Consider the following 26998-nt stretch of genomic DNA (forward strand, 5'->3'; position numbering starts at 1 on the left):
TCATGCAGCGCTTGATCGAAAAGGGCCTGATGTTCGGCAACCTCTTCCATGTCGGCTCGCCGGCGCTGGTTGACCGCTACAATCGCGCCCTCGAGCACCTGACAGGCCGCACCACCGACCTGGATGACTTCCATATCGACATCTCCGGATACTCGCCGGAGATCGGCGATGAACTCGAGGATCACGACTACCTCAATCACGGCGGAGTGAACCGGCAGTTCATTCTGCTGGCGACCGAGCAGAAGCGCTGCCCACTGCTCAATGCCAGCTTCTCGACCAGCCGCCACATCCTGCGTCGTTTCATCGATGCCAACGAACGTCAGCTGTTCGCGCTGACCGCCACCGACGCGATTGCCGGCGAGTTGGAAAACTCGGTGTTCTCGATCGACACCATCGAGCAGTTGTTCGATATTCGTCGTGTCGTGGTCGAAGCGGATACCACCTCGGGTACCATCGCCCATGCCGACCACCTCGCTCGGCTGGTGGAGCGCTTTCATGCCGGGAAGGATGCCTGGTTCGATAACGACCTGATCGAGGAAATGGTCGACACCGCCAGGCGGACCGGCGATGTCACCCGCAACCCGGTTCATCTCGAGCACGAAGTGTTCGAGCAACGCAGTTGCTGGACCTCGCTGTTCGGCGGGCTCTACCTGTTTCAGGACGTTGAATCATCGGGGCTGATTGCCTGCGGAGACAGCCCGAACCAATCGCTGCCGGTGGCCCGGGTGATGGAGGTCGCCAATCGCCGGGCCGTGGCCGAATTCCTGCGCGACAACGACCTCGCCGAGCCTATCGTCAAGGTTCGTGGCGCCGAGGAGGCCGCCATTCTTCGCCAGAAGCAGGATTTCATCCTGGCATCGGTGCTGGCGGAGCAAGCGATTGATATCACCGGTCGCTCCCGCGCCGAGCTGCGCCGCCTGGCGACTCGCCATGGCATCACGCTGCCCGCCGAATACGAGGGCCTCGCGGCGGTGCTCCGCTGGGCCGAGTCGGGCGCTGCCAGGCCGACAATCAGGCTCGACCATCCAGCGTACTTCTACACCCTCCGCGCCACCGACACGCCATCGAGGGATCTGGTCAACATGCTGCTGGCCGAACTGACACCGATGGACATCCTGCAGCTTTACATCTGCCACAAGGACGAGTTCTACCGCCGCTATCGCAGTTGGCCACAGGCCGCCAGGAACTATGCGGCCGACTTTCTCGAGCGCGAGTACGTTATGAACAAGGCAGCGAGCCGCGCCGCCTTGTTCGGTGGCAATGAGGGGCGATAGGTGATCGCCTTTACTCGTCTGCTGGTCGTGGTTCTCGTCCTGCTCACGCTGTGCTATGGCATCGTCAATCTGTACCTGTATGTCAGGTGGCGCAGTCAGTTGAAGCGTGAATGGCTGGAACGGGAACGACAGGGCCGCCACGACGAGTTTCTTCGCCGTGGTCTCCGCCGTTGCCGTCGCCGCTGGCGGCCCGTGCTGATCGGGCTGATATATGTCCTGCCAATCACGGCATTGACACTGCTGGTCTATATCATCAATTTCACGTAAGGGGCCGGAACATGGTCATCGCAAAGTGGGTATTCTGGATCGTCTTCTGGGCCGTGTTCGGTGCCTTTCTTCACTACAGCCTGCCGCAATACGACGTCGTGCGCATCGTCAGCACCTTCGAGAAGCGCCAGGACATCGATGACTGGACACGCATCTTCTGGTCCAACCCGAATGACCTGGCCAACACCCTGAGAAACCGCGACGTGCAATTTATTCAGGGGGTGCACCCGAACGGCCGAGCCATCGTCTACCGCAACGAGGATACCGGCTGGAGCTGGCCCCCCTACTTCAAGTTCGATACCGCCAACCTGTACACCGAGGCGAGTGACAGCATCTCGACCCGCACCGACCCCCAGTGGGTCGCGATCATGCACTATGGATGGCGCAACGAGTTCTTCTCGATTTTCCCCAATGCCGTCTCGATCAAGGCCGTGGATGGCCCCGACGACAAGCCTTTCAATTGGTTCACCTATGGCTTTCTGATCATGCTGGCGGGTCTCGTCGCCTACCTGTGGCGCTGCTGGATTCGCTTCAAGCAACGGCGTATCGACCCGGTGCTGGAGAACATGGAAGATAGTATCACCAGCGCCGGAGACGCCTTCTCCTCCCGCCGCCATCGTTTACAACGCTGGTTGGATACCTGGAAGTCGAAGAAGTAGACCATTAGGAAAACCGTCGGGGCTGCCGTAGGCTGCCCCAAGTGCCTCGTTATCCCGGATCGAGGAGTCAATCCACGGTGACTCACGCCTATGTCCGCCCAGGGCACCATAAGGCCGCTCATCGGCCTATGGCTCTCCGGCCACCGGTGAAGGAATGAAACTGATCCTTAGCCGCAAGGGCTTCGACTCCGCCGCCGGCGGCGTGCCGAGCCCCATCCTGCCGGATGGCCGGCTGCTGGCCCTGCCGATCCCGGATGCCACCTCGACGATTCGCTATGGCGATATCGCCTTCGACGGCGCCCCGCTGACTAGCCTGGTCACGCCGCTGACCCGCGGCAGGGTCAGGCCCGAGGACGGCGCCCACCTGGATCCCGATCTGATCGGTGACATGCTGCCCCGGGCGCCCGGCTGGCGACCGATCTTCGGCCAGAGCGGCCAGGCCCAGGGGCACCTGCGCAATCAGGGGGTCGGCCCCGGGGATCTGCTGCTGTTCTTCGGTCTCTTCCGGCGTGTCGAACACCGGAAAGGCGACTGGCACTGGGCACCAGGTTCCAGGCCCTGTCATATCATCTGGGGCTGGCTGCAGGTCGAGTCGGTGGTAGCGGTGGATCAGGCCAGGGGAGGCGACTACGCCTGGGCGCACTATCATCCCCACTTCCGACGCCGGCCCGATCCCAATAACATGCTCTATCTGGCCCGCCGCCGACTCGCCCTGCCCGGGCTCGGCGAGGCCCTGCCCGGCGCCGGGATCTTCCCCCGTCTCGCACCGGAACGCCAACTGACCGCCCCCGACGCGGAGCGGGTCTCCCAGTGGCGGCTACCCGCCTGGTGCTATCCGGGCGATGGCCGCCCACCCCTGAGCTACCACGCCAATCGCCAGCGCTGGCGACAACATGACGGCCATACCGAGCTAAGCGCGGTAGCGCGCGGCCAGGAGTTCGTCCTCGACGGCGATGACTATCCGCAGGCCCTGCCCTGGGCGGGCGAGCTGATCCGCCATCGGGATCGGTAAGGCCACCCGGTACGATAGCGGCCGACGCAGAGGCAGGCGTCGCCTTAGGTTTTGTACGAAAAGTCGGCGAGCGATGGCCAGACAAGGCAAAAATCGGCGAAAAGACGGAGTTTACGCGGTGTAAATGAGTACTTTGATCGGACTCGCGCACGAGCCGATTTTTAACGCCGTATGGGCGAGCGCAGACAGTTTTCGTACAGAGCCTAGTCGTGCATATCGCCGAACGCCTCGACCACATACCCCCCCAGGGCCTCGCTGGCCTGGCCCGCGCCGTCCCGCCTGACCAGCTCCAGCTGATAATCGCCGAGGGGCGGCAACAGCTTCTTGTCGATCCGGCGCAGCGGCGGCCGGATCAGGGCCAGCGGGAAGGGCGAGACCGCCAGGTCGGCGAGCATGGCGGCTTCCTGCCCGGCGCAGTGTTCGCAGGTGTAGGCGATGCGGTAGCTCACTCCGGCGCGGTCGAGGGCGTCGAGGGCCATCCCGCGCCAGGCGCAGCCATGGTGGGCCAACGCCACCGGTAGCGGCGAACGCTGGGCGGCGATTCCGCCGTCGCGCCCGGCCCACACCAGCGGCTCGCTGTGCACGATCTCGCCACGCACGCCTTGCCCCGGGTTGCCGGCGGTGACCAGCACCAGGTCGAGCTCGCCGGCATCCAGACGCGCCAGCATCCCCGCGCTGCTGCCCACCACCACGTCGACCTGCACCGCCGGGTGCGAGCGGGCGAACTGCGCCAGTACGCCGGGCAGGATGCGCGTGCCGACGTCGTCGGTGGTGCCGATGCCCACCCGCCCCTCCAGCGATGGCGCCAGGAACTGGGTCACCGCCTCCTCGTTGAGCTTGAGCAGCCGCCGCCCGTAGCCCAGCAACACCTCGCCCTCCGGGGTGAGCCGCACCCGGCGCGCCTCGCGCACGAACAGCGGCTGGCCGAGGGTCTCCTCCAGGCGCTTGATCTGCATGCTCAGGGCCGACGGCGTGCGAAACACCTGCCGCGCGGCGCGCGTGAAGCTGCCGCTCTCGGCGATCGTCACGAAGGTGCGCAGCACCTCGGTATCCAGCAGCGGCAGGGCCGCACCGCCGGCCGGTAGGGACAGCTGGGTCATGGCCGATACCTTTAAGAAATTCTTAAAGGTCAATGTAGGCCTTTTCGTTTGATTGATCAAAGAGGCGGCACCATGCTGTCACCCAGAGGTCGCGACCCTCCCATCAACCCGATGCCATTACCGGTAGCCGCCCGCGCGGCGGCCCGTTGGGAGGTGCCAGATGAGCCTGTACGAACCCCTTCAGCGCGCCGAGACCACCAGGGACACGCCGCCACCACCGCCGCCCAGGCTGGACTTCTATATGCCGGCCATGCCGCCGTTGGGGCTGATCCATGCCCTGGAGCGCCGCTGGTGGGCCTACCGCCGCCGGCGGCAGTTCCGGCGACGTTTCCTGCCGTTGCTCGCCTATGACGACCATATCCTCGAGGACATGGGCCACCGCCGCGACGATATCCTGTGGGCATCGCGCCTGCCGCTCGAGGTGGACGCCCTGGCCGCCCTGGAGGAATGCCGCTCCCGGTCCGCCTCACCGAAGCCTATCGATGCATGCCGGTAAACGGGATGATCCCATGCCGGAGAGACGATACACCTCGCCCATATGCCGGTCTCCCGCCCGGAGGCCGGCATGATAGGGCGACCGGCGTTATAACGATGCGATGCCCGAGCCGGGCTCAGGCGCCCCCCAGGCCGAGGCCGTGAGCCGATAGACTCGCACCTCCCGGCCATGGAAGGCCGTCGATGCCGCGTCCCGGAAGCCGACCTTCTCGGCGACCCGCCGCGAGGCCCCGTGCGCCGGCTCGATAATGGCCACCAGCGAGGCCAGCCGATGCGCGGTGAAACCCAGCGCCACCGCCCGGCGCGCCGCCTCCGTGGCCAGGCCGCGTCCCCAGAAGCGGGTCGCCAGGCGGTAGCCGAGATGTACCTCCTGAACCCCATCGATGGTGTCATGGCTCAGGCCACAGAAACCCGCCAGCTCCCCGCTCGCCGTGTCGACCAGCGCCCAGGGGCCCAGGCCGTGCTCGGCATAGGAGGCCCGGCACCAGGCGATAAAATGCCGCGTCTGCGCCTCGTCATGCACGCCGCCCAGCGAATAGCGCATCACCTCGGGGTCGGCGAGGATCGCCGCCAGGGCCGGTACATCACCGTTATCGAGCTCGCGCAGCCGCAGCCGCGGCGTCTGTGCTATCTCCATCACGCTCTCCTTGCGTCAGTGGCTGACCAGGCTACTCCGCCTCCAGGCCGTCGAGCAGCTTGCCGAGCAGCCGGCTCAGGGTCTCCTGCTCCTCGCGGCTCAGGGCGGCAAGCAGGCGCGCCTCGTTCGCCACATGCCGGGGGATCAGCCGGTTCATCAGCGCGAGTCCCTCGTCCGTCAGCGAGACCAGCACGCCGCGGCGATCCTCGGGGTTGGGCGAGCGCCGAATCCAGCCCGCCCGCTCCAGGCGGTCCAGGCGATTGGTCATGCCCCCGGAGGAGACCATCAGCGCCTCGAACAGCTGGGTGGGCGTCAGCGCATGGGGGGCCCCGGCGCGGCGCAGCGAGGCCAGCACATCGAACTCCCCCGCCTGCAGGTCATGCGCCTTGAAGAAGGCGTTCAGCCGCCCCTGGGTGATCAACTGGCTGGTCTTCAGATAGCCCACCACCTCCATGGGCAAGAGGTCCAGCTCGGGCAGCTCGCGCTGCCACTGGTTCACCGCCTGTTTCACTCTGTTCATCGATCGGCCTCGCCACTCTTGCCAACTATTAATCTCGATACTAAGATACTTCCAATAAAGTCACTTGATGAAAAGATACTTCATCACAAGCTATAGGAGCCGAATGATGACCAAGGTCACCGCCCCGCGCAAGGGATCCCCCCGCCCCGGCCTCCGGGCGCTCGGCTGCCTGCTGCTGGTGGGCAGCTTCCTCGCTCTGTCGCTGACGGTCGCCAAACTGGCCGACGATGCCGGCGCCCCGCGGGTCAGCTTCCTGATGGTCGCCATGGCCGGCGCCGGCCTGGTGTTGATGGGCCTCGCCGCGCTACGCCGGCGGCCGCTGGCCTTCAACCGCCGCACCCTGGAGTATGCTCTGGTGGCCGGCGCCCTGCTGGCCCTGCCCAATGCCCTGGCCTTCGTGGCCATCCGCCATGTGGGCGCGGGCTTTATCTCGCTGAGCTTCGCCTTCCCGATCCTGATCACCTGGGTGCTGGCCGTCTGCCTGAAGCTCGAGCGCCTGCGGCCGCTGCGTCTGTCGGGGGTGGTACTGGGGCTCGGCGGCGGCCTGGTGCTGGCCGCCGCCAAGGCCGGCGGGATGAACGCCGCCCCGGGCTGGGCCCTGCTGGTGATGGCCATGCCACTGGTGATCGCCCTCGGCAATATCTACCGCACCCTGCGCTGGCCCGAGGGCGGCTCGCCGCTCTTCCTGGCGGCACTGATGCTGCTGGGCGGCGCCATCACCCTGCTGCCCCTGTCGCTGGCCCTGGAGCCCGGCCAACTGCCCGTGCTGTTCAGCCGTGAGGCCGTGCTGCGGCTGCTGGTGGTGGAGGCCACGGTCTTCACGGTGCTCTATCTCTTCTACTTCGTGTTGCAACGCCTCGCCGGCCCCGTCTACCTGAGCCAGATCGGCGCCGTGGCGGCCGTGGTAGGCACCCTGATCGCGGTACTGGCCCTCGGCGAGGCGCCGCCCCCCAACCTGGGCCTGGCCGCCCTGCTGGTAGTCTCCGGCAGCCTGCTCTTCCAGCGCGGCGCCCGGGCCGCCACCCTCCCGACCGCGGCAACGACGACCTGAAAGCGTCACCCCGACGCCCACGACCCCAAGGAGTGATCATGACCCTTATCGACGCCCTCCACTGGCGCTACGCCGCCAAGCGCCTGACCGGCGCTAAGGTCCCCCAGGCCCAGGCCGACAGGATCCTGGAGGCGGTGCGCCTGGCGCCCTCCTCCTACGGCCTGCAGCCCTATTCCGTGCTGGTGATCGAGGACCCGGCGCTGCTCGAGCGCATCAGTCCGCTGGCCTTCGACCAGCCGCAGATCACCCAGGCCTCGCACCTGCTGGTGTTCGCCGCCTGGGCGTCCGTCTCGGAGGCCGAGGTCGACGACTTCCTGCGCCTGACCGCGGCGACGCGGGGCCAGCCCCTCGCCGACCTGGCGGGGTATCGAGACGCCATCCTCGGCACCATCCGGGGCTTCCCCACCGCGGAGGCACGCTTCCAGTGGGCCTCCCGCCAGGCCTATCTGGCGCTGGGCACGGCACTGGCGGCGGCGGCCACCGAGCGGGTGGATGCCTCGCCCATGGAGGGCTTCGACCCGGCGGCGCTGGACCAGTTGCTGGGGCTCGAGGCCCGCGGCCTGCGCAGCACCGCGCTCCTCGCCCTGGGCTACCGCGACGCCGAAGCCGACCGCCACGCCGGCCTCGCCAAGGTGCGCTGGCCCCGGGAGCGGCTGTTTATCCCGCTGCCGGCCAGCTAGCCGATTAAAGCGGGCCTCTCCGGGTCGAGGACTCGACAAGCGGTCACCGAGCGTCTACCTAGAGGGGTGATCCCTGGATAACGCCGGCCCAGGAGGCCCCATGGCATACCCTATCACCCCCCAGCTGATGTTCGAGGGCGACGCCGAGACGGCCATGCGCCTCTATACGGCCCTGTTCGACGACGCCGACATCGTCCGCCTGGAGCGTTACGGCCCCGGTGAGCCGGGCGCGGAGGGCGGCGTCAAGCAGGCCGAGTTCACCCTCGGCGGACGCCGCTATCGCTGCATCGACAGCCCGGTGCCTCATGCCTTCACCTTCACGCCGTCGATCTCGCTGTGCGTCGACTGTGAGAGCCTCGCGGAGTTCGAGCGGCTGCGGGCGGCGCTCGCCGAGGGCGGCGAGACGCTGATGCCCCCCGACGACTACGGCTTCGGCGCCCGCTTCACCTGGCTCAATGACCGCTTCGGCGTCTCCTGGCAACTCAACCTGGCCCGTGAGGAGGGCACCCCATGACCTCGCCCCTGCCCCCCATCGTCTCCGCGGCGGAGTGGCAAACCGCCCTGGACGCCCAGATCGCCCGGGAGAAGGCCCATACCCGGGAGCGCGACCGACTCAGCGCCGCACGCCGCCGCCTGCCGATGGTCGAGGTGCGCGACGACTACGCCTTCGAGGGCCCCGATGGCCCACAGAGCCTGCTCGACCTTTTCGAGGGGCGCCGCCAGTTGATCGTCTACCATTTCATGTTCGGGCCCGACTGGGAGGCGGGCTGCGACGGCTGCTCCTGGGTGGTGGATGCCATGACCCACCCCGCCCACCTGCACGCCCGTGACACCAGCCTGGTGCTGGTCTCCCGGGCGCCCCTGGAGCGGCTCCAGCGCTACCAGGCCCGCATGGGCTGGCGGCACCCGCCCTGGGTCTCCTCCCTGGGCAGCGACTTCAACGTCGACATGGGCGTGACCAGCGAGGACGGCTGCGCCGCGGATACCGACCGCGGCGAGCGGCATGGCATCAGCGTCTTCCTGCGCGACGGCGAGCGGGTCTTTCGCAGCTACTTCACCGGCAAGCGCGGCGTCGAGTACCTGGGCAGCCTATGGAGCTACCTGGACCTGACGCCCTACGGCCGCCAGGAGACTTGGGAGGACTCCCCGGCTGGCTGGCCCCAGACGCCGCCCTACACCTGGAACCGCCGCCACGACGAGTACGAACCCTAAACGAAGCTAAGGCCACTCGCCGTGGCGAAGTGATCTACCCTGAACGGCACCCTGGCCGGATTCCTGGCACGGGTCGTCCCTGAGCGGAGGTAGGCCAGATGCAACCACGTATCACCCTGATCACCCTGGGCGTCGACGACCTGGAACGGGCGCTGCGCTTCTACCGCGATGGCCTCGGCCTGGCAACGCCCGGCATCGTCGGCGAGGAGTTCGAGGAGGGCGACGGCGCCGTGGTCTTCTTCGACCTGCGGGGCGGGCTCAAGCTCGGCCTCTGGCCGCGGCGCTGTCTCGCCAATGACGCCAACCTGCCGCTGGCCGCGCCGAGCGCCACCGAGCTCAGCCTGGCCCATAACGTCGCCTCCCGGGAGGAGGTCGACGAGGTGATGGCCCAGGCCAGGCAGGCCGGCGCCACCCTCACCAAGCCCGCCCACGAGACCTTCTGGGGCGGCTATGCCGGTTACTTCCAGGACCCCGACGGCCACCTGTGGGAAGTGGCCTGGAACCCGGCCTGGGAAGTCGAGGAATGAGAAGGAGCACGGAATCTCCATGAAGACCATCGGCCTATTGGGCGGCATGAGCTGGGAATCCACCGCCAGCTACTATCGGGCGCTCAACGAGGGCGTCAAGGCCGCCCTGGGCGGGCTGCACTCCGCGAAGCTGTGTCTCTATAGCGTCGATTTCGCCACCATCGAGCGACTCCAGCACGCGGGCAATTGGCAGGCGACGGCGGAAATCCTCTGCGAGGCGGCACGCGCAGTGGAAGCCGGCGGTGCCGACTTCCTGATGATCTGCACCAATACCATGCACAAGGTCGCTCCCGAGATCGGGGCATCGATCACTATTCCCCTGCTGCATATCGCCGACGCCACGGCGCAGCGCCTCGCGGCGGACGGCATCCGCCGCGTCGGCTTGCTCGGCACCCGCTTCACCATGGAGCAGGACTTCTACAAGGGCAGGCTCGCCGAAGGCTTCGGTATCGAGGTGCTGGTGCCCGATGCCGAGCAGCGGGCACTCGTTCACGAAGTGATCTACGCCGAACTCTGCCGGGGCCGGGTGCTCGAATCCTCGCGCCGGCACTATCTCCAGATCATCGCCGCCTTGCACGAGCGGGGCGCCGAGGCGGTGATCCTCGGCTGCACCGAGATCGCCCTGCTGGTTCAGCAGGCCCATACCCCGGTGCCGCTCTACGATACCACGGCCATTCACGCCGAGGAGGCCGTCAAATGGGCCCTCCAGGTGCCACCAAACGCATACCAGTCATGACTGGAGCGGACTCCCTCGAGCGCGCCATCCATGAGCGGGTGACGCTGGTGCCCTACGACCCGGCCTGGCCGGGTCGTTTCGCCGCCGAACGGGCGCGCCTGCTGAGGCGGTTTCCCGGCGCCCTGCGTGAGGTGGTGCATATCGGCAGCACTGCCGTGCCCGGCCTGCCGGCCAAGCCGGTCATCGACCTGATGGCCGGGGTCGACTCCCTGGCGGTCGCCGACGAACTGATCCCACCGCTGCTCGAATCGGGCTACGTCACCTCCGCCGAGTTCAATGCCGCCCTCACCGACCGCCGCTGGCTGATGCGCCACGCCGAGGGCCACCGTACCCACCACCTGCACCTGGTGGTCCACGGCGAGCGATTGTGGCGGGAGCGCCTGGCCTTCCGCGACGCCCTGCGCGCCGACCCGGCCCTCGCCGAGCGCTATGCCCTGCTCAAGGCCGAACTGGCCGCCCGCCACCCCGACGACCGGGAGGCCTACACCCGGGCCAAGGGGGCATTCGTGCGGGCGGTGCTGGCCAATGCCGGGTCCATGGCGTCGCCCCGATAGCCAAGGCGTATCAGATCGACAGACAGATCTTGCCGAAGTGGCGCCCCGCTTCCTCATGACGGAAAGCCTCGGCGATCTCCGCCAGAGCGAAGGTGCTGTCGATGACCGGTCTCAGGCCACTGGCCTCGATGCCCCGCACCATCTCCTGTTGATGGGTCCGGCTACCGACGATCAGCCCCTGCAGGCGAGCCTGCTTGGCCATCAGCTTGGCGGTGGGGATCTCGCCGCCGCGCCCGGTCAGCACGCCGATCAACGAAAGATGGCCGCCGATGCGCACGGCCTCGATGGATTGTGGCAGGGTGCCGGGACCACCGACCTCGATCACATGATCGACGCCTCGGCCGTCGGTCAACGCCTTCACCGTCTTGCCCCACTCCGGCTGGGCCTTGTAGTTGATGGTGTGATCGGCGCCGAGCGCCTCGAGCCTCTCGATTTTCTCATCCGAAGAAGAAGTGGAAATCACCCGGGCCCCCATGGCCTTGGCGAACTGCAGGGCGAAGATCGAAACCCCGCCGGTGCCCAGGGTAAGGATGGTATCGCCGGCCTTGAGCCCAGCATCCACCACCAGGGCTCGCCAGGCGGTGAGCCCCGCCGTGGTCAGGGTGGCGGCCTCGGCATGGCTATAGCCGAGCGGAGCCCGGGTGAACCAGGTGGCCGGACGGATCACCCGCTCGCGGGCATAGCCGTCGACGCCGTCGCCGGGGGTGGTCGTAAAATCGCCGACCCGAGCCGGCCCGTCGAGCCAATCGGGGAAGAAGGTGGAAACCACCGCATCGCCCACCGCTAACTCCTCCACCCCGTCGCCCACGGCCTCGACCACCCCAGCCCCATCGGACAGGGGAATGCGCCCCGCCGCAGTGGGAATCATGCCGGAGGCCACGCCGTAATCATGGAAGTTGAGCGAACTGGCGTGCAATCTGACACGGATCTCGCCGGGCCCCGGCTCGCCCGGCGCCTCCCGCTCGACGACAGCCAACTGGTCCAGCCCACCCGGGCTGCGTAGTGTCACGACCTTCATGATGACCCTCCGTTGCTAGCGAACTCTGCTCCCTCAGGCTAACAGCTCACTCGGCCGCCGGGGAGTCGGGCGGAGGCCGGTCGCGGGGCTCGGCCAGGGTCAGCCAGGCCCGCGCCAGCCAGCGGCCGGCCCGCACGATCTCGTCGTCGCGGGCCCCGGCATAGCCCAGCACCAGCCCCGGGCGTCCCGGCGCCGTCAGGTAGTAGCGTGACAGCGGCGACAGGGTGATGCCCTGGTCGGCCGCCCGCCTCACCAGCGTTTGTTCGATGTCCAGGTCATCGAGCCAGGCCACCAGATGCATGCCGGCCTGCCCCTCCGACAAGGCGAGGCCCCGCGCCACGGCCGGCGCCAAAGCCCGGCGCAGCAGCGCCTGGCGCCCCCGGTAGCAGTCGCGCATGCGTCGCACATGCCGCGAGAAGTGACCCGCGGCGATAAACTCGGCCAGCGCCGCCTGCACCGCGTACTGCCCCTCGCGATGCAAGCGGGCGTTGGCGCGCCGGAAGGGCTCCACCAGGGCCTCGGGCAACACCAGGTAGCCGAGCCGCAGCCCCGGATAGAGCACCTTGCTGAGGGTGCCGACATAGATCACCCGGGCCGCCTCGGTGAGCCCCTGGAGGGCGGCGATGGGGCGCTGGCCATAGCGGAATTCGCTGTCGTAGTCGTCCTCGACGATCCAGGCGCCGTGGGCCTCGGCGGCCTCGAGCAGCGCCAGGCGCCGCGAGAGCCCCATGGTCACGCCACTGGGATACTGATGGGAGGGCGTCACATAGATCAGCCGGGGCGCGGCATGCCCAGGAGGCACGCGCTTAAGATCCAGGCCCTCGCCATCCACCGGGACCGGCACCATCTCGAGGCCGGCGGCATCGAAGCAGGCCTGGGCGCCGCCATAGCCGGGCTCCTCCAGCCACACGGTATCGCCCGGGTCGCTCAGCATCCGCGCGATCAGCTCGAAGCCCTGCTGGGCCCCCTGCACCACGAGCACCTGCGCCGGGCGACAGCGCACCGAGCGCGACAGCCGCAGGTAGTCGCACAGCGCCTCGCGCAGCGCCGTCACCCCGCCCTGGGTACGGTAATCCAGCCACGCCTCGGGGGCGCCCCGCTGATGGCGCCTGAGCAGCCGCTGCCAGAGCTCGCGGGGAAAACGGTCGAGGGCCGGTACCCCCGGGGCGAAGGCGCCGTGATGATCGCCCGACGAGGCACAGAACCCCAACAGCCGCTCGCCGCGCGCCGACAGCGCGGCCTCCGGCGCCTCGCTCGGCGCCTCGCTCGGGGCCTTCTCGGATAGCGCTTCGGATACCGCCTCGCCGCGGCCGAAGGGCAGGTCGGCGACGAAGGTACCGGCACCGGGGCGGGTCTCCAGGAAGCCCTCGGCGACCAGTTGCTCGATGGCCTCCAGCAGCGTATTGCGCCCCACCCCCAGGTCACGGGCCAGGCGCCGCGACGACGGCAACCGACAGCCGCTGGCCAGGCGGCCCGCCTGAATCCAGGCCCGCAACGCCCGATACAGGCGCCGAGCCAGGGGCTGGGAGGACGGCGTCATCAGTTCGATGCCCAGGGCTTCGCCGACCCAATCGGCAGATAGCGCCACAACTGGTTCCATGATTTCCCCCATAACCGGACCTTACCAGGGAACCACCATGCCGCCAGACTCGAGCGGTGTCACTCCCCATGCAAAGGAGATCACCATGTCTATCCGTCATGCCCGGCTCGCCGATGTCGAGGCCCTCGGCGCGCTGCTCGATGACTATCGGGTCTTCTACGGCCAGGCCTCCGACCCCGCCGCCGCTCGCCATTTCCTGGCCCGGCGCCTGGGGCTGGGCGATTCCCATCTGCTGATACACTGCGGCGACGACGGGGCGCCGCAGGGCTTCGTCCAGCTCTACCCGCTGTTCAGCACGGTACGCCTGGCCCCGCTCTGGCGGCTCAATGACCTCTTCGTGGCCCCCCGGGCCCGCCACCGGGGCGTGGGCCGTGCCCTGATGCACGCCGCCCGCGACCTGGCCCTGGCCCATGGCGTCCGCCAGCTGACCCTGGCTACCCGGACCGATAACCACGCCGCCCAAGCGCTCTACGAGGCCCTCGGCTGGCAACGCGACCGGGACTTCCATCACTACGCCCTGAGCCTCGACTAGGCTTTCTTCGAGAAGTCGGCGAGCGAAGGTCAGACAAGGCAAAAATCGGCGAAAAGACGGACCGGGCTCGCGTGCGAGTTTACGGGGTGTAAATGAGTACTTTGATCGGACTCGCGCACGAGCCGATTTTTAACGCCGTATGAGCGAGCGCAGTCAGTTGTCGGACAAAGCCTAACGGAGGCCCCATGTACCGTCCCCGTGATACCCGCATGCCCCTGGACGAGGCCCAGGACCTGATCGATGCCCATGGTTTCGCCGTGCTGCTGGACGGTCGCCTGCAGGCCAGCCATCTGCCCCTGGTCCTGGCACGCGGCGAAGGCGAACTGGGCACCCTCTACGGCCATTTCGCCCGTGCCAATCCCCACTGGCAGGCGCTGGAGGGGCAGCGGGTACTGGCCATCTTCCAGGGCCCGCATGCCTATGTCTCGCCCCGCTGGTATGCCGCCAGGCCGGCGGTGCCGACCTGGAACTATGTGGCCGTGCATGCCAGCGGCCTCGTCGAGCGACTCGACGACGACGCCACCCAGGCGGCCTTCGACGGCCTGCTGGCCAAGTACGAGCCCGCTCTGCTCGACGACGCGGCGATCTTGAGCGACGACTATCGCCAGCGACTGCTCAGGGGGACCGTCGGCTTCCGGATCCGCCTGGACGATCTCCAGGGCAAGGCCAAGCTGGGGTTGAACCGCTCGCGAGAGGACCAGGCCGGCGTCCTGGCCGGGCTGGGCGACAGCCCCGACCCGCATGCCCGGCAGCTCGGGCGCTATACCCAGGGCTACACCGAGCGCTATACCCGGCGCCATCTCGAGGACGATCTCGGTAAGGAGAGTCAGGATGACCGCTGAAACCACCGGCGCCTCGTTCGGCGCCCTGACCCCTTTCGGCCAACCCATCGGCGACCCGGTGCCCGGCTGGGCGGGGGCGGCCCCGCCCCCGGGCGAGCCCCTGGTCGGTCGCCGGGTGCGCGTCGAGCCCCTGGAGACCGCGCGCCACGGCGACGCCCTCTTCGCCACCCTGGGCCTGCCGGGAAAGACGCCCAGCGACGCCCCCGAGGCGCGCTGGGCCTACCTGGGCGGCGTCCCCTATGACGACCGGGCCGGGTTCGATGCCTGGCTGGCCTCACGGGCCGGCAGCCGCGACCCGCGGTTTTATGCCATCGTCGAACGGGCCAGCGGCCAGGCACTGGGCCTGGCCGCCTACCTGAATAGCGTGCCCGAGCACGGCAGTATCGAGGTCGGCCACCTGCATTTCTCGCCGCGCCTGCGGCGCACCCCGGCCGCCACCGAGGCCATGACGCTGATGATGCGTCACGCCTTCGCCCTGGGCTACCGCCGCTACGAATGGAAGTGCGACGCCCTCAATGCGCCGTCGTGGCGCGCCGCCATCCGCCTGGGCTTTCGCTTCGAGGGGATCTTCCGCCAGCACCGGGTGGTGGCGGGACGCAATCGCGATACCGCCTGGTTCTCGATCCTCGACGGCGAATGGCCGGCCCTGGAGGCGATCCTCCGGCGCTGGCTATCGCCGGACAACTTCGATGCCCAGGGGCGGCAGCGCCTCTCGCTGTCGGCCCTGACGGCGCGGTCGTCCGCTCCCGGCTAGCCGTATCAACCTTCGCCCGGCGCGCCTCAGTCGCCCGGCGGGACGGCCAGGGCCGACTCGGCGAACACCAGCAGGCCGAGTTCGGGTCGATAGCCATGGATCTCGGTCACGTCGAGCGCCTGCAGGAAGGCCAGGATCCCCTCGCTGATCACCTGCCCCGGCACCAGCACCGGGAAGCCCGGCGGGTAGGGAATCACGAAGCTCGCCGAGACCACGTCACGGCCACCGCGCATCTCGGCCTGCAGCTCGCCGTTGTCGAAGCGCAGGTACTCGGTGTTCTCCTCGTCGTAGGCCAGGAAATAGGCCCGCCGAATATCACCCTCGGGCGTCTCGGTGCACTGCCGGAAGGCGTCATGGAAGCGGCTGAAGTCCGGCAGCGGCGGCAGCTCCTGGGTCAGGGAGTGCACGCGGTGCTCGATGATCTTGCGCTCCGGCCGGCTGCTGTCCTCCCAGCGGCTGTCGAACTCCTTGGCCAGCTTCATCAGCACATCGAGCAGGTAGGCGATGGCGCCCCGGGAGGTGCCGATATTGGTCATGAACAGCACGGTGTTGCGCGAGGTCTTGTTGATCTGGATGCCGTACTTGTTCATCAGGTAGTCGTTCTTGAAGGTGTCGCCGTCGACCCCGGTCGCGCCGATGGCGATGGTTACCCGGGTCGGGTCGACCACGAACTCGTCCCGCGCCCAGGCCTCCTCCATCTGGTTCCAGCCGGTCACCGGGTCGTAGTAGGACTCGACCCCCGACTCGCGGTAGGCCGCGGGCACCATGTCGCTGTTCTTGAGCACCCGGAAGTACTTCTGCAGCAGCGGCTGGGTATAGAGTTGCTCGCGCAGCGACAGCGCCGTCTCGACCTGGGCGTGCACCAGCTCGAAGCCCTCCATCTCCGCCTGCATCCGGCCCACGTCCAGCGACGCCACGATCTGGTAGTTGGGCGAGGTCGACGTATGGGTCATGTAGGCCTCATGGAACGGCGCCTCGACCTTCTGGCGGAAGTCCTGGTCCCAGACATGGATCATCGAGCCCTGGCGCAGCGAGGTCAGGGTCTTGTGGGTCGAGTGGGTGGCATAGGTACGGATGCGCACCTCATCGGGGTCGGGCAGCAGCCGGCGATCGAGCCAGGTGGCGTCATCGTCGGGGTCGAGCCGGTCGAATTCGGCCTTCCAGGCCGCATACTCCGCGCGGTAGGCCTCGCTGCGATAGCGATCGCGCAGGGTCCGGGCGGCGTGCATGGCGGTGCGTGGCCGGTAGGTGGGGTTGAAGGTGGCGAAGGCGAACCAGGCCTCGTCCCATAGGAACACCAGGTCGGGCTTGATCGCCAGGCACTCCTCCATCACCCGGCGCACGTTGTAGACCACGCCGTCGAAGGTACAGTTGGTCAGCAGCAGCATCTTCACCCGGTCGAGCTGGCCGGCGCGCTGGTAGGCCAGCAGGGTCTTCTTGATCTCGTGCAGCGGCACGGCGCCGTACATGGAGTAGTCGTTGAGCGGATAGGAGTCCAGGTAGCTGACGTGGGCCCCGGCCAGCACCATGCCGTAATGGTGCGACTTGTGGCAGTCGCGGTCGACCAGCACGATGTCGCGGGGCTTGACCAGCGCCTGCACCACGATCTTGTTGGCCGTCGAGGTGCCGTTGGTGACGAAGAAGCTCTGCCGCGCGCCGAAGGCCCGGGCGGCGTATTCCTGGGCCTTCTTGATCGGCCCGTAGGGCTGCAGCAGCGAGTCGAGCCCGCCGGAGGTGGCCGAGGTCTCGGCGAGGAAGATATTGATGCCGTAGAAGTCGATCATCTGCCCGGCCCAGTGGGAGCGGGTCACCGACTTGCCCCGCGAGATGGGCATGGCGTGGAAGACCCCGGTGGGCTTCTTGCTGTACTCGCGCAGGGCGTCGAAGAAGGGGGTGCGGTAGCGACTGTCGATGGCCCGCAGGATGGTGTGGTGCTGCTCGATGTAGTCGGTCTCGCGGTAGAAGATGCGGTTGAAGTAGCGGATATCCTGGCTCGCCGTGGCCTCGACGTCACCGCTGGTGACCAGGAACTGGTCGATCTCCGGGCGCAGCTCGTGAATCATGCTGCTCAGCAGGATGCTGCGTTCGGCTTCGGTCTGGGTCTCCAGTTCCTTCTCCGACAGGCCCTCGAGGTAGTTGCGCAGGGCGCTGAGGTTGTACTTCGACTTGTAGGGGAACTCGTAGCGGATCAGGCAGGCCTGGATATTGGGGTTGACCAGCACCGCGATCAGCGCGTCCTCGAAGCTGCGTACCGTGACCACGTCGTAGACGAACCTGTCCTCGGGACGGCGCATGTTGCGGAAGGCCTCGCGGACCACCTCCTCCTCCTGGGTCGAGAGGTTGTCGACGATCAGCAGCTCGAAGTAGGGCTGGGCCGAGCTGTTCGAGGCCGGGTGGCCGCGCCTGAGCTGGGCCAGGGCGTCGAGGGCCTCCAGGTCCTCGGCGTCGGCGTCGGTCTCGCTGAGGTCGACGTGGCGACGCCGGTAGGATTCGCTGATCAGCGCCCGCACCAGGCGCTTGACCACCTTCTCCAGCAGCACGTACTCCTCGCGGTCGAACAGCGTCCAGAGATGGCGGAAGTCCTCCTTGGAGGGGAAGGCATGGTAGTCCTCGACGATCTCCAGCCGCGTCAGCTTGACGTCGATGGCCTTGATCAGGTTCTTCGTCCGGCTCTCGTCGTCCAGTCTCACCAGGATGCCGAGGTCACGCTTCAGGGCGTTCCAGGTATCGGCGCGCAGCTGGGAGATCTTGTGGTAGAAGCCCAGCGCGGTATAGGGCGTTTCGGTTTGCGTCGATTCTTGCATGGCGACACCCCTCTAAGTCGTTGTTCTGCGGTGCTCGGGCTCAGCCGGGATAGAATTCGCGCGTGCCATAGCGCACGGTGATCCGTTCCTCGGGGAAGTCGTCGAAGGTCAGGTCCAGGTGCAGGCCCGGCCAGTGGAACTGGGCGCGCCCCGCCACGGGCCGGTAGACGGCGGTATAGACCGTGCCCAGGCCGCGGCCGTAGTCATGCCGGAACAGCGGCGGCGAGAAGAAGGCCGAGACCAGGCGCTCCTCGGTGGTCGCCGCGTCGTTGACCAGGATCGACAGCTGGCGCTCGCGAATCAGCGTCTCCGAGGCCAGGGCATGGGCATACCACTCGATCTTCTTCTGGTGGTTGGTGGCCACCGGCACCCGCCGAATGCTGGCGCGGTGATCCGGGGCGATCATCGCCGTGACGTAGCGCCCGGCGCTGTCGGCCACGGTGATGTTGTAGGCCATATGGGTCGGCACCCGGGCCAGTACCTCGGCGGCCTGGGGCACGCTGTCGCAGAACTCCAGGATATAGCGCAGGATGATCGGCGCGCCGAAGCCGTCACCGACCACCTTGCGCCCACCGAAGGCCAGCGACACGGCGAGCCCCCGGTCGTTCATGCCGTCGAGCACGCCCCACAGGCAGTCGGACATGGCGATCACCCGCCGGCCGTTCCAGCAGGTATGCAGGATGCTGCCCTCGCACAGCTCCGGCGGGTAGTCATAGTTGCGCGCCAGTACCGTCGCCCCCGGCCGGGCCAGCACCGCCTGGGAGCAGCCGGTGATATAGGCCGGCGGACGATAGAGGCTGAGCAGTCGCGAGCTGAGATCCCCGCCACCGGCCAACTCGCAGAGTGTTCGATAGGTGTCCAGCAGCTCCGGCATATGACGGCGCAGGGCGTTGTAGCAGGCCAGATACCCCGGCCGCTCGCGCTCGCCCTCGCTCAGGTACCACCGCTCGTAGGCCGGCCAGTGGTAGTCGAATAGCGACTGCCACTTCGGGCCCGGTGCCTCCTCGTGCACGGTGCGAAAAACCAGCGTCTTGTCCATGGCGTTCTCCGCCTCGCCACCCCCGGGCGGCGGGGCCGCACCCCCACTCAGAGAATCTTGAAGTTACCGCCGCCGACGGCGTGGCTCACGGCGACCTCTTGCACCACCGGGTCCTGCAGCGACTGGCCGGCGTACTGGCCGCGAATGCCGTCGATCCAGGCGCGGGCCCGCTCGGTGAGCTGGAAATCGTCGTCCATCAAGCGCCCGCGGGTAATCAGGATGCCGAGGTCGGCGCCCTCGTAGCGGAAGTCGCCGGTGCCACTGATACGCAGGAAGAAGGCCTCCTTGTCGTTCTCGGCGGCGTGGGGATGATAGCTGTAGTGGTCATAGCCGATGCTGCCGTCGTCGTTCATGCGCCAGACGCCGGACGCCGGCGCCGCGGTGAGCAGGTCGACGCTCTCGTCGGTGTGCTTGATCACCAGCTGGCTCCAGCTGTCGACGCTGTCGGGGTGCGACCAGCGCTCGTTGATCTCGTCGATATCCAGGTCGAAGTCGAGCTCGGAGAACTCCAGCAGGTGGAAGAGGAACAGCGGGATGTCGGAGTGGGCGAAGGCCGCCACGTTGGTCAGCGAGCTGGCGCCGGTGACCCGCGGGTTGAGCTCGCCCAGGTAGACCTCGCCGTTGTCCATGTCGATCAGGAAATCGAGCTCGAAGTAGCCCCGGTAGCCCTCCTCGCGCAGCGCCTCGCCGAACTTGAAGGTGTACTCGCGGGCCTTGTCGCGCACCTCCTGGGTGAAGGCCCCGGCGAACATCTCGTTGCCGCACCAGCCGCCCTTGTAGGGGGTCAGCGACTTGAAGCCTACCAGTTCGGTCATCAGCGGCCCCACCACGGTGCCGCAGCGGGTGGCACAGGCCTCGATGGCCGAGCCGCGGCAGTTGATACGCTTCATGATCTTGACCTCGGGCTCGGCCTCGATCTCCTCGGCATGCTTGTAGTAGTCGTCCTCGCTGGCGATGAAGAAGGTGGTATGGCCGGAATCGCCGAAGGCGGTCTGCACCACCAGGTCGCTGCCCAGCTCCTGGCTCACCTCGCAGAGTTCCTGGTAGCTGCCCACCCTGGCCAGCACATTGGGCACGCTGGGCACGCCGGCCTTGTTGCCGATGCGCACCGTCTCGATCTTGTTGTCCATCCGCGAGCGCAGCGCCGCCGGCGGGAAGGCGACGCGCAGCCCCAACTGCTCGCAGACTTCCTCGGTGTGCTCGTCGAACATCAGGAAGGCGGCCACGCCGGCGTTGTCGCCGTCGGCCCGGGATTGGATGAAGTCGATGACCTCCTTGTGCTCGAGCAGGTAGTTGTTGATGTCCTCGATGCTCTCGAAGTCGCGGGGGAACTTCTCCCGGGGCACGAAGACGTTGCGCTGGCGCCCCTCGAAGCAGTCGATGTAGTTGATATGGCGGAAAGCGCCCACCCAGTCACCGATACCGAGCAGGTTGAAGTTGGTGGCCGAGATAAAGTAGATGGGCTCCTTGTTGTTACGAAAGTGGCGGCGGACGTCGGCGATGGAGGTGATCTTGGTCATTGTTGTCACTCCCTGAGAGTCGGCGGGGGCCCCTACTCCCTCGGCGGAGGCGGGCCCTTCGGACGAGGACGCGCCGGAGGAACCGGCGCCCGTGGACGGGGCAAACAGGCGACGCAGGGCATCAAGGATTCGGGTCAGCATGGGAAGTCCTCATTCCGTGGTTCCGTGGGCGCCTGTCCATGGCGAGTCAGTACTCCTCGATATCGATGCGCTGTGGCTTGGCGAGCGGCCCCAGGGTGTCGAGGAAGGGCGGCGTGCCGTTCTCGGTTCGGTACACCGAGAAATCGACGCGCCGGTCGCGGAAGCTCTTGAGCGGTTGACCGAGGCCGCGCAGGCCGGTCTCGCGCTCGCGGCGTACCCGGTTGAGATCCACCTCGATGGGCATGATCTCCTCGCCGGTGCCGGCCTGGTGGATCACGTCACCGGAAGGCCCCACCACGATGGAGCGGCCGTTGCCGATGGCGCCGGCGCCGTTGATATCGAAGAAGTAGCACTGGTTGACCGCGGCATTGGTGCGGGCGATGGCCAGCTCGATATCGCGGTCGATGGTATCGGTCATGGTAGGGTGCAGGATCACCTCGGCGCCCATGGCGGCGAGCGTGCGGGTGGTCTCGGGGAACCACATGTCATAGCAGATCGAGACCCCGAAGCGGCCGACGTTGGGCACGTCGAAGGTGACGAACTCGCTACCGCTTTCCACGCCGGCCTCGTAGGGACGGAAGGGGAACATCTTGCGATAGCGTGCCACCACCTGACCCTGGGGGTTGATCACCGAGAGGGTATTGTAGGTGGCGCCTTCCACTTGCTCGAACATCGAGCCCGGAATCAGCCAGATGCGATGCTTTTCGGCCAGTTGACAGAACATCGCCTCGGCATTGCTGGGCAGGGGCTGGGCGTGGTGGGGCGAGGCCCCCATGGGCATCAGCTCGCTGAACAGCACCATCTGTACCTGGGGGAAGCGGCTCATCAGGGCATCGATGCGCAGGCGCATGGCCTCGGTATTATCGCCATGGTGGAGGGCGTGCATCTGAACCCCGGCAATCGTGAAGTAGGACATGGCGGTCTCTCTATATGGGGCGATCTCGAATCATTCAGGCTAGGTCCAAGCGGCCGGCGCCATCGGATTCAACGCCGGAGGGATCGCCCGGCAGCGGTGAGTCATGGCCTCACCTCATGTCAACTTTATCCCATGCCCGTACAGAATAATAAACGATGAGAGTCCGGAGCCGGGGCGACCGCAGCGGGCCGCCCCGGCTCGGTCACTCGGCCGTCGCCAGCAGGCTGGCATTGCCGCCCGCGGCGGTGGTGTCGATGCACAGGTGACGTTCCAGCACATAGCGTTCCGGTGCGATGGCCTGGGTCTCGAGCGACACGATGGGGCCGTCGCGCCGGGCGAGCGCGAGGCGCAGCTCGCGGGTCCAGTCGCCGGCGCTGGCGGCGGCCACCGCCGCGATGCCCTGGACCGTGCTCAGCGTCTCGGCCGCGACGCTGCCATCGAGGGCGGCGACGGGCGCCCCGGCCTCGATCAGCGGCCGCACGGCCTGCGCAGCGCCGGGAGCCACGAGCACCGCCGCACAGCCCACGCCGAGCGCCTGCGCCGCCTGGGCCACGGCGATCTCGAGGGTCGGCCCCAGACACAGCACCGGGCCCTTGGGGTACATCGACAAGCGGTTGCTTTCCCCCGTCGGCCCCGGCAGCGTCTGCGGCGTCAGGTCCAGGGCCGCGGTCTCGGCGAGCGCCTTGCGGATCACCCCGCGCTTGCCGGAGAGCGCGCGGCGCAGCACCTCGACCCGGTCGGGTCGCGCCGCCCAGTTGCGCGGGTCCAGGCCATCGAGGGCCGCCTGGAGCTCGCCGAGGGCCACGGCCTCGCCCCGGGGGGCCTCGTGATGCTCGGCGGCGGCGGTGCGGCGGAAGCGGTTGACGTAGAGGGGGCCGCCGGCCTTGGGGCCGGTGCCCGACAGGCCCTCGCCGCCGAAGGGCTGGGAGCCGACGATGGCGCCGATCTGGTTGCGATTGACGTAGATATTGCCGACATGCACGCGCTCGACGATCTGCTGCACGCGGTCGTCGATGCGGGTGTGCAGGCCGAAGGTCAGGCCGTATCCCCGCTCATTGATCGCGTCGACCACCTTGTCGATGTCCCGCGCCTTGAAGGTGGCCAGGTGCAGGATCGGGCCGAAGATCTCGCGCTCGAGATCCCCGATGCCCCCCACCTCGACCACGGCCGGGGTGACGAAGGTGCCGACCTCCGGCACGGGCAGCGTCTTCAGCACCTTGCCGGCCTTCTGCTGCGCCGCCACATAGGCGCCGATGTCGGCCTGGGCCTCGGCGTCGATCACCGGCGAGACGTCGGTGTCGGTGTTCCAGGGATCGCCGATGGCGAGCGCGTCCATGGCGCCGTCGAGCATCGTCAGCAGCCGCTCCCGCGCCTCTTCCTGGACATACAGCATCCTCAGCGCCGAGCAGCGCTGGCCGGCCGACTGAAAGGACGAGATCAGGATGTCGCGCACCGCCTGCTCGGTCAGCGCCGTGGAGTCCACGATCATGGCATTCAGCCCGCCGGTCTCGGCGATCAGCACCGCATCCGGCCCGGCATTCTTCGCCAGGGCCTGGTGGATGATCTGCGCCACCTCCGTCGAGCCGGTGAAGCAGACCCCGGCGATCCGCGGATCGCTGGTCAGCGGCCCGCCCACCGTCGGCCCGTCGCCGGGCAGCAACTGCAGCGCCGCCTCCGGCAAGCCGGCCTCGCGCATTAGCTCGACGGCGCGGGCGGCGATCAGCGGCGTCTGCTCGGCGGGCTTGGCGAGCACCGCGTTGCCGGCCGCCAGCGCCGCGGCGATCTGGCCGGTGAAGATGGCCAGCGGGAAGTTCCAGGGGCTGATGCAGACGAAGACGCCGCGGGGGCTGCCGGGCGCTTCCATTTCCAGCCGCTCGCTCTCGTTGGCGTAGTAGCGCAGGAAGTCCACCGCCTCGCGCACCTCGGCGATGCCGTCGAGGATCATCTTGCCGGCCTCGCGGGTGGCGATCACGGTCAGCTCGGCGATGTGCTCCTCGTAGAGATCGGCGGTGCGGCGCAGCACCTCGGCGCGCTCGGCCACCGGCCATGCCGACCAGTCGCGGAAGCCGTCCTGGGCGGCGTCGAGGGCGGCCGCCACCTCGGCCGGGGTCGCCTCATGCACCCGGCCGACCAGGCGCGAGCCGTCGGCGGGGGACAGGGCGTCGCGGGCCGGGCCCTGCGGTGCCGGGCTTCCCGCCAGCATGGGCGCGGCGGTCCAGGTGGCGTCGGCGAAGGTCTCACGCGCCGTCAGCAGCGGCAGGATCGAGGCGGGTTCGTTGATCCGGAAGCCGCGGGAGTTCTTGCGCTCGGGGGCGAAGAGCTCGCCGGGCAGGCGGATCGATGGGCTGGCGATGGCATCGCCCAGGCGCCGCATCTCGGCCACCGGGTCCTTGGAGACCTCGCTGGGGGGAATCGAATCGTCCACCACCTGGTTGACGAACGAGGAGTTCGCCCCGTTCTCCAGCAGCCGGCGCACCAGGTAGGCGAGCAGGTCACGGTGCGCGCCGACCGGGGCGTAGATCCGGCAACGCGTGCCCTCGGTCTGCTTGACGATGTGGTGCAGCGACTCGCCCATGCCGTGCAGGCGCTGGAACTCGTAGCTGTCCTTGTCGTCGCCGGCCATGGCGACGACGGCGGCGCAGGTATGGGCGTTGTGGGTGGCGAACTGCGGATAGATGCGGTCGCGCCGCTCGAGCAGCAGCCGCGCGCAGGCCATGTAGCTGACATCGGTGTTGACCTTGCGGGTGAAGACCGGGAAGGTCTCGACGCCCATCTCCTGGGCCAGCTTGATCTCGGTGTCCCAGTAGGCGCCCTTCACCAGCCGCACCATGATCTTGCGGTCGAGCCGCTCGGCGAGGTCGTAGAGGGTCTCGATCACCGGCGCGGCGCGGCGCCCGTAGGCCTGCACCACGACCCCGAAGCCGTCCCAGCCGGCCAGGTCGGGGTCGGCCAGCAGCGCCTCGATCACGTCGAGGGACAGGTCCAGCCGGTCCTGTTCCTCGGCGTCGATATTGAAGCCGATATTGGCCTTGGCCGCCTGCTTGGCCAGTTCCAGGGCGCGCGGGACGAGCTCACTCATCACCGTGTCGCGGTGGGTGGTTTCATAGCGCGGATGCAGCGCCGAGAGCTTCACCGAGATGCCGGGGCTGGAACGCACGTCGCCCTTGGCCTGCTTGGCGATGGCGGCGATCGCCCTGGCATAAGCCTGGTGATAGCGCAGCGCATCGGCGTCGGTCCGCGCCGCCTCGCCCAGCATGTCGTAGGAGTAGGTGTAGCCCTGTTTCTCGAGCTCGCGGGCCTGCTTCATGCCCTCCTCGATGGTCTGGCCGAGCACGAACTGGCGGCCGAGGACCTTCATCGACTGACCGACCGCGGTGCGCACCACCGGCTCGCCCATCCGGCGCACCAGGCCGCGCAGCGCCCGCACCGGCCCCTTGGGATCGTTGTCCAGCACCTTGCCGGTCAGCATCAGCGCCCAGGTCGAGGCGTTGACCATCGAGGAGGACGACTTGCCCAGGTGCGCGCCCCAGTCGGAGGGCTCGATCTTGTCGTGGATCAGGTCGTCGATGGTCTCGGCGTCGGGCACCCGTAGCAGCGCCTCGGCCAGACACATCAGGCCGACGCCCTCGGCGGTCGAGAGCCCATATTCGGCCAGGAACGCCTCCATCATCGAGGGCGAGGTTTCCTGGCGCACGCGTTCCACATAGTGGGCGCCGACCTCGGCCACCTTGCGGCGATCCTCCTCCGACAGCCTGATACGCTCGACCAGCCCACGCAACACCGTGGCCTCGTCGACCGCATAGTGGGCGCGGACGCGCGCCCGTGACTCGCTCAGGGTGTCAGGGTGGCGCCTGGTTACGTCGCTCATAATCGATCTCCTTGCTACCCGAGACACGGTGTCGATGCGCCGGTTCGGAGGTTGTCGTTGTTGCGAAGGCCATGTATGTAGCTTAGGCGTCCCGACTCGGGTTGCGCCCACCGTCTACGCCGCCGGGATGCCGGCACCGAGTTCCTCGGTGGCCATGCCCATGCCCTGGAACTGGATGATCTCGCCCTTGGCGGTACCTCCGCCGACGCCACTCAGGGCCTCCCGGGGTCGCGCCGCGGTCGCTTGCCCGGCGTCGAGATTCATGCCAACCTCGTTTCAACGTTGCTGATACCCCCAGTCTAGGCAGAGCCTCAACCGGACTCTTGACCCAGACTCCCGAGACGTTGCTCGAGACTCCGCATCTTGTTGCCCGAGGAAACCCCATGTCCCAGACCCTGGCTCGCTGCAACCGCATTGCACGCCACTCGGGAGAGCATTGCCATTCCTATCCGCAACTGCTGCTGGGCTGGCGCGGCGTCCTGGACATTGAATTCAGCCCCGGCGGAGAGCATCTCGAATTGGGCCAGGCGGCGATCCTGCCGCCCAGCGAGCGTCATCTTTTCCGCGGCAGCGACGACAGCTGCGAGGTCCTGGTCATCGATCTCGACACCGATGACCCCTGCCTGGCCTCACTGGAGCAGAGCTGCTCCCTGCAGCTGCGCGAGTCCCTGTTTACCACGCCCAGGACCCTCAGCCTGCCGCCCACCTTGATCCCCATGGTGGAGCTGGCCACCCGCCAGTTGAAGGCGGACAAGTCCACGGCGCAGTCCGCCCTCCTCAACCACCAACTGGCGATCCTGTTCGTCAGCCAGCTCAGTGAGCTACTGGCGTTGGGGAGTACGCAGCCCCGAGGCCAGGGGCGACTCTCCGCGACACTGCTCGATAGCCTGATCGACGAGCGCCTGACGATGCCCCCCGATAACCAGTTGCTGGCCGATGCCTGCCATCTCAGCCAGAGCCAACTCCACCTGCTCTGCCTGCGCGATTTCGGCGTCACCCCGCAGCAATATGTCATGAACCGTCGCTTGCTCTGGGCGCGCTTCTGGTTGCGCGAGACGCCGCGCCGGGTGAGTGAGATCGCCTTCGACCTGGGCTTCTCCGGGGTGTCGAGCTTTTCCCGGGCCTATCGGCGCAGGATGGGCTATTCACCGAGTGAGGAGCGCAAGAGCGCCATGGATCCGGATGGGGTCAGCGCGACGTCCCTGCCTGGCCGGATGTCATAGGGTCGCCCGCACCCGCC

Annotated in this window: 27 protein-coding genes; 16 read left to right on the forward strand and 11 right to left on the reverse strand. The window is 67.7% G+C overall.

Annotated features, from left to right (window positions below; translation table 11 throughout):
• Positions 1-2: 2 nt before the first annotated feature.
• From ACQ1W9_RS16305 to ACQ1W9_RS16320, 4 genes are all read left to right on the forward strand, one after another.
• Entirely contained in the window at positions 3-1274 is a 1272-nt protein-coding gene (locus ACQ1W9_RS16305) for a DUF6638 family protein (protein WP_431024292.1), read from the forward strand.
• Positions 1275-1541 carry a hypothetical protein gene (locus tag ACQ1W9_RS16310; protein ID WP_431024293.1) on the forward strand — a complete coding sequence of 89 codons (267 nt, stop codon included), beginning with the start codon at positions 1275-1277 and terminating at the stop codon, positions 1539-1541.
• 11 nt (positions 1542-1552) lie between these two features.
• Positions 1553-2200, forward strand: coding sequence for a DUF1523 family protein (locus ACQ1W9_RS16315; RefSeq protein WP_431024294.1), 648 nt, complete (start codon positions 1553-1555; stop codon positions 2198-2200).
• Positions 2201-2354: 154 nt separating this feature from the next.
• Complete coding sequence (locus tag ACQ1W9_RS16320; protein ID WP_431024295.1) at positions 2355-3212, forward strand: hypothetical protein; 858 nt, start codon at positions 2355-2357, stop codon at positions 3210-3212.
• A 203-nt stretch (positions 3213-3415) separates the two neighbouring features.
• Here ACQ1W9_RS16320 and ACQ1W9_RS16325 read toward each other — a convergent pair whose 3' ends face one another.
• A complete protein-coding gene (locus ACQ1W9_RS16325) occupies positions 3416-4312 on the reverse strand; it encodes a LysR substrate-binding domain-containing protein (protein ID WP_431024296.1) in 897 nt (298 codons plus the stop codon).
• Positions 4313-4472: 160 nt separating this feature from the next.
• Here ACQ1W9_RS16325 and ACQ1W9_RS16330 point away from each other — a divergent pair, with 160 nt between their 5' ends.
• Entirely contained in the window at positions 4473-4808 is a 336-nt protein-coding gene (locus ACQ1W9_RS16330) for a hypothetical protein (RefSeq protein WP_431024297.1), read from the forward strand.
• 87 nt (positions 4809-4895) lie between these two features.
• Here ACQ1W9_RS16330 and ACQ1W9_RS16335 read toward each other — a convergent pair whose 3' ends face one another.
• Both ACQ1W9_RS16335 and ACQ1W9_RS16340 read right to left on the reverse strand, forming a co-directional pair.
• Positions 4896-5444 (reverse strand): GNAT family N-acetyltransferase, encoded by a 549-nt coding sequence (locus tag ACQ1W9_RS16335; RefSeq protein WP_431024298.1) that lies wholly within the window; start codon positions 5442-5444, stop codon positions 4896-4898.
• A 31-nt stretch (positions 5445-5475) separates the two neighbouring features.
• A complete protein-coding gene (locus tag ACQ1W9_RS16340; RefSeq protein ID WP_431024299.1) occupies positions 5476-5964 on the reverse strand; it encodes a MarR family winged helix-turn-helix transcriptional regulator in 489 nt (162 codons plus the stop codon).
• A 106-nt stretch (positions 5965-6070) separates the two neighbouring features.
• Between ACQ1W9_RS16340 and ACQ1W9_RS16345 the strand changes: the two genes are divergently transcribed.
• The 7 genes from ACQ1W9_RS16345 to ACQ1W9_RS16375 all read left to right on the forward strand — a co-directional run bounded on the left by ACQ1W9_RS16345 (position 6071) and on the right by ACQ1W9_RS16375 (position 10724).
• A complete protein-coding gene (locus ACQ1W9_RS16345) occupies positions 6071-7015 on the forward strand; it encodes an EamA family transporter (protein WP_431024300.1) in 945 nt (314 codons plus the stop codon).
• Between the two features lie 38 nt (positions 7016-7053).
• Positions 7054-7695: a nitroreductase family protein gene (locus tag ACQ1W9_RS16350; RefSeq protein WP_431024301.1), complete on the forward strand. Its 642-nt coding sequence runs from the start codon at positions 7054-7056 to the stop codon at positions 7693-7695.
• A 100-nt stretch (positions 7696-7795) separates the two neighbouring features.
• Positions 7796-8209 (forward strand): VOC family protein, encoded by a 414-nt coding sequence (locus ACQ1W9_RS16355; protein ID WP_431024302.1) that lies wholly within the window; start codon positions 7796-7798, stop codon positions 8207-8209.
• Positions 8206-8907, forward strand: a complete 702-nt coding sequence (locus ACQ1W9_RS16360) for a DUF899 domain-containing protein (RefSeq protein ID WP_431024303.1) — start codon at positions 8206-8208, stop codon at positions 8905-8907. The genes ACQ1W9_RS16355 and ACQ1W9_RS16360 overlap by 4 nt, the downstream gene beginning before the upstream one ends.
• Positions 8908-9005: 98 nt before the next feature.
• Positions 9006-9434 carry a VOC family protein gene (locus ACQ1W9_RS16365; RefSeq protein ID WP_431024304.1) on the forward strand — a complete coding sequence of 143 codons (429 nt, stop codon included), beginning with the start codon at positions 9006-9008 and terminating at the stop codon, positions 9432-9434.
• Positions 9435-9453: 19 nt separating this feature from the next.
• A complete protein-coding gene (locus ACQ1W9_RS16370) occupies positions 9454-10170 on the forward strand; it encodes an aspartate/glutamate racemase family protein (RefSeq protein WP_431024305.1) in 717 nt (238 codons plus the stop codon).
• Positions 10167-10724 (forward strand): GrpB family protein, encoded by a 558-nt coding sequence (locus tag ACQ1W9_RS16375; protein ID WP_431024306.1) that lies wholly within the window; start codon positions 10167-10169, stop codon positions 10722-10724. Before ACQ1W9_RS16370 ends, ACQ1W9_RS16375 begins: the two co-directional genes overlap by 4 nt.
• A gap of 10 nt (positions 10725-10734) precedes the next feature.
• Here the strand turns inward: ACQ1W9_RS16375 and ACQ1W9_RS16380 are convergent, their stop codons facing one another.
• The gene (locus ACQ1W9_RS16380; RefSeq protein ID WP_431024307.1) at positions 10735-11742 is read right to left on the reverse strand and encodes a zinc-dependent alcohol dehydrogenase family protein; all 1008 of its coding nucleotides are present in this window, start codon (positions 11740-11742) and stop codon (positions 10735-10737) included.
• 46 nt (positions 11743-11788) lie between these two features.
• Positions 11789-13342, reverse strand: a complete 1554-nt coding sequence (locus tag ACQ1W9_RS16385; protein WP_431024308.1) for a PLP-dependent aminotransferase family protein — start codon at positions 13340-13342, stop codon at positions 11789-11791.
• Between the two features lie 85 nt (positions 13343-13427).
• Between ACQ1W9_RS16385 and ACQ1W9_RS16390 the strand changes: the two genes are divergently transcribed.
• The 3 genes from ACQ1W9_RS16390 to ACQ1W9_RS16400 all read left to right on the forward strand — a co-directional run bounded on the left by ACQ1W9_RS16390 (position 13428) and on the right by ACQ1W9_RS16400 (position 15470).
• A complete protein-coding gene (locus tag ACQ1W9_RS16390) occupies positions 13428-13874 on the forward strand; it encodes a GNAT family N-acetyltransferase (RefSeq protein WP_431024309.1) in 447 nt (148 codons plus the stop codon).
• A 185-nt stretch (positions 13875-14059) separates the two neighbouring features.
• On the forward strand, positions 14060-14716 hold the full coding sequence (locus ACQ1W9_RS16395) for an FMN-binding negative transcriptional regulator (protein ID WP_431024310.1): 657 nt from the start codon (positions 14060-14062) through the stop codon (positions 14714-14716).
• Entirely contained in the window at positions 14706-15470 is a 765-nt protein-coding gene (locus tag ACQ1W9_RS16400; RefSeq protein WP_431024311.1) for a GNAT family N-acetyltransferase, read from the forward strand. Before ACQ1W9_RS16395 ends, ACQ1W9_RS16400 begins: the two co-directional genes overlap by 11 nt.
• A 26-nt stretch (positions 15471-15496) precedes the next feature.
• On the opposite strand, the gene ACQ1W9_RS16405 is transcribed toward ACQ1W9_RS16400, so the two are convergent.
• The 6 genes from ACQ1W9_RS16405 to ACQ1W9_RS16430 all read right to left on the reverse strand — a co-directional run bounded on the left by ACQ1W9_RS16405 (position 15497) and on the right by ACQ1W9_RS16430 (position 26022).
• A complete protein-coding gene (locus ACQ1W9_RS16405; RefSeq protein WP_431024312.1) occupies positions 15497-18274 on the reverse strand; it encodes an aminotransferase class I/II-fold pyridoxal phosphate-dependent enzyme in 2778 nt (925 codons plus the stop codon).
• A 40-nt stretch (positions 18275-18314) separates the two neighbouring features.
• Positions 18315-19313 (reverse strand): C45 family peptidase, encoded by a 999-nt coding sequence (locus tag ACQ1W9_RS16410; protein ID WP_346062664.1) that lies wholly within the window; start codon positions 19311-19313, stop codon positions 18315-18317.
• A 47-nt stretch (positions 19314-19360) separates the two neighbouring features.
• Complete coding sequence (locus tag ACQ1W9_RS16415; RefSeq protein ID WP_431024313.1) at positions 19361-20833, reverse strand: biotin carboxylase; 1473 nt, start codon at positions 20831-20833, stop codon at positions 19361-19363.
• Between the two features lie 187 nt (positions 20834-21020).
• On the reverse strand, positions 21021-21890 hold the full coding sequence (locus ACQ1W9_RS16420; protein ID WP_431024314.1) for a carbon-nitrogen hydrolase family protein: 870 nt from the start codon (positions 21888-21890) through the stop codon (positions 21021-21023).
• 202 nt (positions 21891-22092) lie between these two features.
• On the reverse strand, positions 22093-25758 hold the full coding sequence (gene putA, locus ACQ1W9_RS16425) for a bifunctional proline dehydrogenase/L-glutamate gamma-semialdehyde dehydrogenase PutA (protein ID WP_431024315.1): 3666 nt from the start codon (positions 25756-25758) through the stop codon (positions 22093-22095).
• Between the two features lie 114 nt (positions 25759-25872).
• Entirely contained in the window at positions 25873-26022 is a 150-nt protein-coding gene (locus ACQ1W9_RS16430) for a hypothetical protein (RefSeq protein WP_431024316.1), read from the reverse strand.
• A gap of 119 nt (positions 26023-26141) precedes the next feature.
• Here ACQ1W9_RS16430 and ACQ1W9_RS16435 point away from each other — a divergent pair, with 119 nt between their 5' ends.
• Positions 26142-26981, forward strand: coding sequence for an AraC family transcriptional regulator (locus tag ACQ1W9_RS16435; RefSeq protein WP_431024317.1), 840 nt, complete (start codon positions 26142-26144; stop codon positions 26979-26981).
• Positions 26982-26998 lie beyond the last annotated feature (17 nt).

The organism is Halomonas sp. H5 (assembly GCF_050613175.1).
Classification (GTDB): Bacteria; Pseudomonadota; Gammaproteobacteria; order Pseudomonadales; family Halomonadaceae; genus Bisbaumannia; species Bisbaumannia salifodinae.

Excerpts from the sequence above, each read along its gene's own strand:
- ACQ1W9_RS16305 (WP_431024292.1), top strand. The coding sequence starts at position 3 with ATGCAGCGCTTGATCGAAAAGGGCCTGATGTTCGGCAACCTCTTCCAT.
- ACQ1W9_RS16315 (WP_431024294.1), top strand. The coding sequence starts at position 1,553 with ATGGTCATCGCAAAGTGGGTATTCTGGATCGTCTTCTGGGCCGTGTTC.
- ACQ1W9_RS16320 (WP_431024295.1), top strand. The coding sequence starts at position 2,355 with ATGAAACTGATCCTTAGCCGCAAGGGCTTCGACTCCGCCGCCGGCGGC.
- ACQ1W9_RS16325 (WP_431024296.1), bottom strand. The coding sequence starts at position 4,312 with ATGACCCAGCTGTCCCTACCGGCCGGCGGTGCGGCCCTGCCGCTGCTG.
- ACQ1W9_RS16330 (WP_431024297.1), top strand. The coding sequence starts at position 4,473 with ATGAGCCTGTACGAACCCCTTCAGCGCGCCGAGACCACCAGGGACACG.
- ACQ1W9_RS16335 (WP_431024298.1), bottom strand. The coding sequence starts at position 5,444 with ATGGAGATAGCACAGACGCCGCGGCTGCGGCTGCGCGAGCTCGATAAC.
- ACQ1W9_RS16340 (WP_431024299.1), bottom strand. The coding sequence starts at position 5,964 with ATGAACAGAGTGAAACAGGCGGTGAACCAGTGGCAGCGCGAGCTGCCC.
- ACQ1W9_RS16345 (WP_431024300.1), top strand. The coding sequence starts at position 6,071 with ATGACCAAGGTCACCGCCCCGCGCAAGGGATCCCCCCGCCCCGGCCTC.
- ACQ1W9_RS16350 (WP_431024301.1), top strand. The coding sequence starts at position 7,054 with ATGACCCTTATCGACGCCCTCCACTGGCGCTACGCCGCCAAGCGCCTG.
- ACQ1W9_RS16355 (WP_431024302.1), top strand. The coding sequence starts at position 7,796 with ATGGCATACCCTATCACCCCCCAGCTGATGTTCGAGGGCGACGCCGAG.
- ACQ1W9_RS16360 (WP_431024303.1), top strand. The coding sequence starts at position 8,206 with ATGACCTCGCCCCTGCCCCCCATCGTCTCCGCGGCGGAGTGGCAAACC.
- ACQ1W9_RS16365 (WP_431024304.1), top strand. The coding sequence starts at position 9,006 with ATGCAACCACGTATCACCCTGATCACCCTGGGCGTCGACGACCTGGAA.
- ACQ1W9_RS16370 (WP_431024305.1), top strand. The coding sequence starts at position 9,454 with ATGAAGACCATCGGCCTATTGGGCGGCATGAGCTGGGAATCCACCGCC.
- ACQ1W9_RS16375 (WP_431024306.1), top strand. The coding sequence starts at position 10,167 with ATGACTGGAGCGGACTCCCTCGAGCGCGCCATCCATGAGCGGGTGACG.
- ACQ1W9_RS16380 (WP_431024307.1), bottom strand. The coding sequence starts at position 11,742 with ATGAAGGTCGTGACACTACGCAGCCCGGGTGGGCTGGACCAGTTGGCT.
- ACQ1W9_RS16385 (WP_431024308.1), bottom strand. The coding sequence starts at position 13,342 with ATGGAACCAGTTGTGGCGCTATCTGCCGATTGGGTCGGCGAAGCCCTG.
- ACQ1W9_RS16390 (WP_431024309.1), top strand. The coding sequence starts at position 13,428 with ATGTCTATCCGTCATGCCCGGCTCGCCGATGTCGAGGCCCTCGGCGCG.
- ACQ1W9_RS16395 (WP_431024310.1), top strand. The coding sequence starts at position 14,060 with ATGTACCGTCCCCGTGATACCCGCATGCCCCTGGACGAGGCCCAGGAC.
- ACQ1W9_RS16400 (WP_431024311.1), top strand. The coding sequence starts at position 14,706 with ATGACCGCTGAAACCACCGGCGCCTCGTTCGGCGCCCTGACCCCTTTC.
- ACQ1W9_RS16405 (WP_431024312.1), bottom strand. The coding sequence starts at position 18,274 with ATGCAAGAATCGACGCAAACCGAAACGCCCTATACCGCGCTGGGCTTC.
- ACQ1W9_RS16410 (WP_346062664.1), bottom strand. The coding sequence starts at position 19,313 with ATGGACAAGACGCTGGTTTTTCGCACCGTGCACGAGGAGGCACCGGGC.
- ACQ1W9_RS16415 (WP_431024313.1), bottom strand. The coding sequence starts at position 20,833 with ATGACCAAGATCACCTCCATCGCCGACGTCCGCCGCCACTTTCGTAAC.
- ACQ1W9_RS16420 (WP_431024314.1), bottom strand. The coding sequence starts at position 21,890 with ATGTCCTACTTCACGATTGCCGGGGTTCAGATGCACGCCCTCCACCAT.
- putA (WP_431024315.1), bottom strand. The coding sequence starts at position 25,758 with ATGAGCGACGTAACCAGGCGCCACCCTGACACCCTGAGCGAGTCACGG.
- ACQ1W9_RS16430 (WP_431024316.1), bottom strand. The coding sequence starts at position 26,022 with ATGAATCTCGACGCCGGGCAAGCGACCGCGGCGCGACCCCGGGAGGCC.
- ACQ1W9_RS16435 (WP_431024317.1), top strand. The coding sequence starts at position 26,142 with ATGTCCCAGACCCTGGCTCGCTGCAACCGCATTGCACGCCACTCGGGA.